General features: G+C 41.1%; 7 protein-coding genes. 3 read left to right on the top strand and 4 right to left on the bottom strand.

The genetic code is table 11. From position 1 onward, the window contains the following. A partial coding sequence (locus tag KO512_RS04375; protein WP_215951128.1) for a hypothetical protein occupies window positions 1-187 on the bottom strand: 187 nt, incomplete at its 3' end. 165 nt (window positions 188-352) lie between these two features. Here KO512_RS04375 and KO512_RS20150 point away from each other — a divergent pair. Beyond that, window positions 353-805, top strand: a complete 453-nt coding sequence (locus KO512_RS20150) for a MarR family winged helix-turn-helix transcriptional regulator (protein ID WP_289847212.1) — start codon at window positions 353-355, stop codon at window positions 803-805. Between the two features lie 159 nt (window positions 806-964). Here KO512_RS20150 and KO512_RS20280 read toward each other — a convergent pair whose 3' ends face one another. Together KO512_RS20280 and KO512_RS20445 are read right to left on the bottom strand one after the other, a co-directional pair. Next, entirely contained in the window at window positions 965-1,099 is a 135-nt protein-coding gene (locus KO512_RS20280) for a hypothetical protein (RefSeq protein WP_289847211.1), read from the bottom strand. Continuing rightward, a complete protein-coding gene (locus tag KO512_RS20445) occupies window positions 1,100-1,183 on the bottom strand; it encodes a hypothetical protein (RefSeq protein WP_354667732.1) in 84 nt (27 codons plus the stop codon). A 798-nt stretch (window positions 1,184-1,981) separates the two neighbouring features. On the opposite strand from KO512_RS20445, the gene KO512_RS04365 reads away from it, so the two are divergent. Beyond that, window positions 1,982-2,728, top strand: a complete 747-nt coding sequence (locus tag KO512_RS04365) for a DNA/RNA non-specific endonuclease (protein ID WP_215951126.1) — start codon at window positions 1,982-1,984, stop codon at window positions 2,726-2,728. 146 nt (window positions 2,729-2,874) lie between these two features. On the opposite strand, the gene KO512_RS20440 is transcribed toward KO512_RS04365, so the two are convergent. Then, window positions 2,875-3,126, bottom strand: a complete 252-nt coding sequence (locus tag KO512_RS20440; protein ID WP_215951125.1) for a helix-turn-helix domain-containing protein — start codon at window positions 3,124-3,126, stop codon at window positions 2,875-2,877. 64 nt (window positions 3,127-3,190) lie between these two features. Between KO512_RS20440 and KO512_RS04355 the strand changes: the two genes are divergently transcribed. Continuing rightward, complete coding sequence (locus tag KO512_RS04355) at window positions 3,191-3,670, top strand: NIF family HAD-type phosphatase (RefSeq protein WP_215951124.1); 480 nt, start codon at window positions 3,191-3,193, stop codon at window positions 3,668-3,670. The last annotated feature ends 2 nt before the right edge of the window (window positions 3,671-3,672 follow it).

The following is a 3,672-nucleotide window of genomic DNA, read 5'->3' as shown; positions in this document are numbered from 1 at the left end:
GTTCAGAACCGTACTGATTCGCTGGCAGGTTAGCGTGATCAATGGTGACCAACTCTTCGCTGCTGTAGTGAGAACCACTCTGGATTTGAATACCGCCACCTAGCTGACCCACTTCAAAGTTAGTCGCTGACGCAGTACCTGCAGCCAGAGTAGAAGCCAGTGCGATTGTTGTGATAAGTGTTTTCATAATATGTTCCTCAATATTGGTGCAGTCATGTATTCATGCTAGTATTTGGTTATTAATTGAGCGCTATTAACTTGCGCGCTATCAACTTGAGAACAATACTATTCTGTATTAAACTTGCATGCAAGTTAATTGTGAGCAACATATATGAAAATCAGGAATAAACTAATGACAAAAACAAATGACAAGCCTTTACTTCAACCAGAAGAGCTAGCCTGCTTTTCCCTTTACAGCGCTGCAAACGCTATGGTTCGTGCCTATCGGCCAGTATTGGATACTCTAGATCTGACTTATCCTCAGTATCTAGCCATGCTGGTACTCTGGAATGGAGATGCGCTGAATGTAAAAACATTAGGTGAAAGGCTACACATGGACTCAGGTACAACAACGCCTTTGCTTAAAAGAATGGAAGCAAAAGGCCTCGTTTTACGGGAACGGTGTAAGCAAGATGAACGTTCATGCATAGTACGTCTGACTCAATCAGGCAAAGCTTTAAAACAGCAAGCATTTCAAATACCTGAAGCGATGGGCGAAAAAATTGCCATCTCACAAGAGGAAGGCGCGACGTTAAAACACCTGTGCGACAAATTGCACGATGGGCTTGTCGCTCATTCTGACTAGCTTGAAAACGTGGCAACAACGCCATTGATTGTAACCTGATGCCTGTAACCCCAGGCATGAGGGTTTAACAGTAGAAACCATTCTCTGACCCTTAAAGTGGATCATAATCCCCGCTAATTAATTTAGGGTTACTATAGCCATTCATTAGCAATTGATGCACTACCCCTCATATAGGTACTTTTGCAAGCCAATAAAGTTCTCTCGAATCACTTGAGATGAGCCAAACTCAGCAACGGCATCACTGATGATATTGTATTTCAGTTCAATCAAGCTGCGCATTTTAGTGATCGCCAATTAATGCACGCCATCTGCAACATATTTACTTAATATAGACTCGATAAATTCTTGCTGTTTATCGTTGTTACGTCTTGAATTGATTCTCGGTTTAGCCTGCCGAACTCGCTCTGTACGCGTTTATCTTCGGTGGCATAAGCAACAAAAGCGAATATGTCATACACATCGCTGTTTTGGGCATCGATAGCTCTTTCATGCTATCGAGTATTTCACTGTCATAGCCGGCATCAGCACGATACTCCGCACGTTACGCGCATCCACACCGATAGACAGTTTACGTGATGTTGTCAAAACACAAACATAAAAACTTCATATACCAGCAACGCTGAAAACTAAAAAGCCCCGCAATAGCAGGGCTTTAATAGCGTTAATCTATATGAAACGTTACAGATTACGCAAACCGAACCCTAAAATGGAAGTAAACAATAAAAAGGTTACTCCAAACTAGGTGGGTGGGTTGAACCACCCTAAATCAAATAGCCTTAAATAATAATATCACATAAAAGCACAAAAACGTAACGTTTATTGTAACATTTACTGTTCATCAAGGTCATATAACAACTTCAAACGTTACATTACTCACGGTACACTGGAGATGTAGCGATCAAGTATTTTGCGACTTCTTAATCGTAGTATCCCTAACCTTACACAACGCGACCGTGATTTCAGAATTCGGATTTCAACTTGATGATCGATGATGACTGCTTCGTTTAAATTTAACTGAATAACCTTCATGTTCATTCCATCCCTGAATATATTCTAAGCTCGATTAGCCAGAATCTTCTACCCTTGATCTTTGAGCTCCTATTCGAGAATATTGCTCACCAATCAGTATAGGCATAAAAAACCACGTATCCACTTGTGAGCCTAAAGGGAATTATAGTGAAGTTAATCCAAGCGGTATCGCTCGCCATCGCATTCACCACCTCAGCGTCCGCAGATATACTTTCAGTCCATTGCCCATTAGGGTGCCCCGCTAACTCAGCGGAAAATGATCTAATATTTGGGCATTTGTACGCAATACCCAACAACCCAAATACCAAATTTGCTGACTGGGTTGCCTATGAAGTCAACGTGACTAATTTCGGTGACACTCCCGGTAGGAAATGGTCCTCAGACCCTCTACTAGATAGGAACAAAACTCTGGAGGCTGACGACTACAAAGGTGCTAGTCACTCCGCATTAGAAGCGGATAGAGGCCATCAAGCGCCTCTTGCGTCATTTGCAGGCTCTCAATATTGGTCGGAACTGAACTACTTAAGTAACATCACTCCTCAAGACAAAGACCTAAACCAAGGCCCATGGAAAAATTTAGAAGCAGCGGTTCGTCATGCCGTAGGTTTTCGAAATTCGCTCTTTGTTATAACCGGACCAATTTACTCTGCCAATATGCCTTCAATGCCAGGTGCTGATGAAGAACACCTTGTTCCAAACGCATATTTCAAAGTAATTTATAACAAGAAAGGTGATACAGCAGCTTTCATGATGCAGCAAAGCAGTGAACGTAATGATGATTACTGTCAAAAAGCAGTAACATTAGCTGAGATACAAGAAGCAATAGACTTTAAGCTACCTAACACACTTCATGTTGATCAAGAAATATACGCAAGATTAGATTGCCAGCAATAATCATTGCCAGAGATGTTACTTACACATAGTTTCGACGTTTATTATTGAATTCGCTGTCAGCAAGGTAAGTTGATGTGACATGGACAGGCTCGAAGATTAAAAATGGATTATCGCATGAGAAGGGCTTATTCACATCTAACCTAACTTTAACTCCACTTCTCACATGATTTATCCATTGCAATAAATCCTGCGGCAGGGTCAACATTCAGCACACTACAAAATTCATAATATTCGATAGCACTCAGCTTGCGAACCCGAGTCTCAATTTTGACTATAGTTGAATGATCTTCAGATAGAAGCTTTGCTAGCTCGCGCACAGTAAGGCCCTGTTCTTCTCGAACAGAAATCAACCAGTTTATCAAAGCTATATACTTTGGATGACGCGGACTCTTTATCATTGAGAGAACTATACCTACATGCTATTCTGGTGCGAAAACAGCACCAAAAAATTGAGGCGTCGCCATGTATATTTGTAAAGAAACACGAAAACCTATGGGGATAACTGAGATAAACAGTTTAATAATTGATCGGAATAACCCTTATAATAACTTTAGTCGACCACGCCCAATAGTTTGTCTTAGCCTAGAAGGAATACTTTTCCGTAAAATAAAGCACTCTGAACGTTCAATGATCCCTGATAATTGGCTGGATAGCGCTATAGACATCACGTATGTCAAAGAAAATGAAACTGAAAACTACACGCTCCTTCAGCGCCCTGGTGCAGCTGACTTACTGGTTGAATTAGTAAAGCATGCAAGTCCAATGATCTATTCGACACAAACCAATGAATTTATTGAAGAAGCATTATTACAGTTATCAATTGCCCAGGGAGACCCTGAGACATACACTGAAGCTGAGTATCAGAAATCTGAAGCCTATATGGAGCACTCAGTCTGGTCTCGTGACCAATGTATAGAAAAGGCAACTGTAGTGGTCAAGTAAAA

The sequence above is a fragment of the Amphritea atlantica genome (genome assembly GCF_018860855.1).
Lineage (GTDB): Bacteria > Pseudomonadota > Gammaproteobacteria > Pseudomonadales > Balneatricaceae > Amphritea > Amphritea atlantica_A.
Note: the sequence above shows the minus strand (reverse complement) of the source record. Positions and strands in the feature narration are given on the sequence as shown.

Bases quoted from the DNA above. Each gene is read 5' to 3' on its own strand.
- KO512_RS04355 (WP_215951124.1), top strand. From the start codon at position 3,191: ATGTATATTTGTAAAGAAACACGAAAACCTATGGGGATAACTGAGATA.
- KO512_RS20440 (WP_215951125.1), bottom strand. From the start codon at position 3,126: ATGATAAAGAGTCCGCGTCATCCAAAGTATATAGCTTTGATAAACTGG.
- KO512_RS20150 (WP_289847212.1), top strand. From the start codon at position 353: ATGACAAAAACAAATGACAAGCCTTTACTTCAACCAGAAGAGCTAGCC.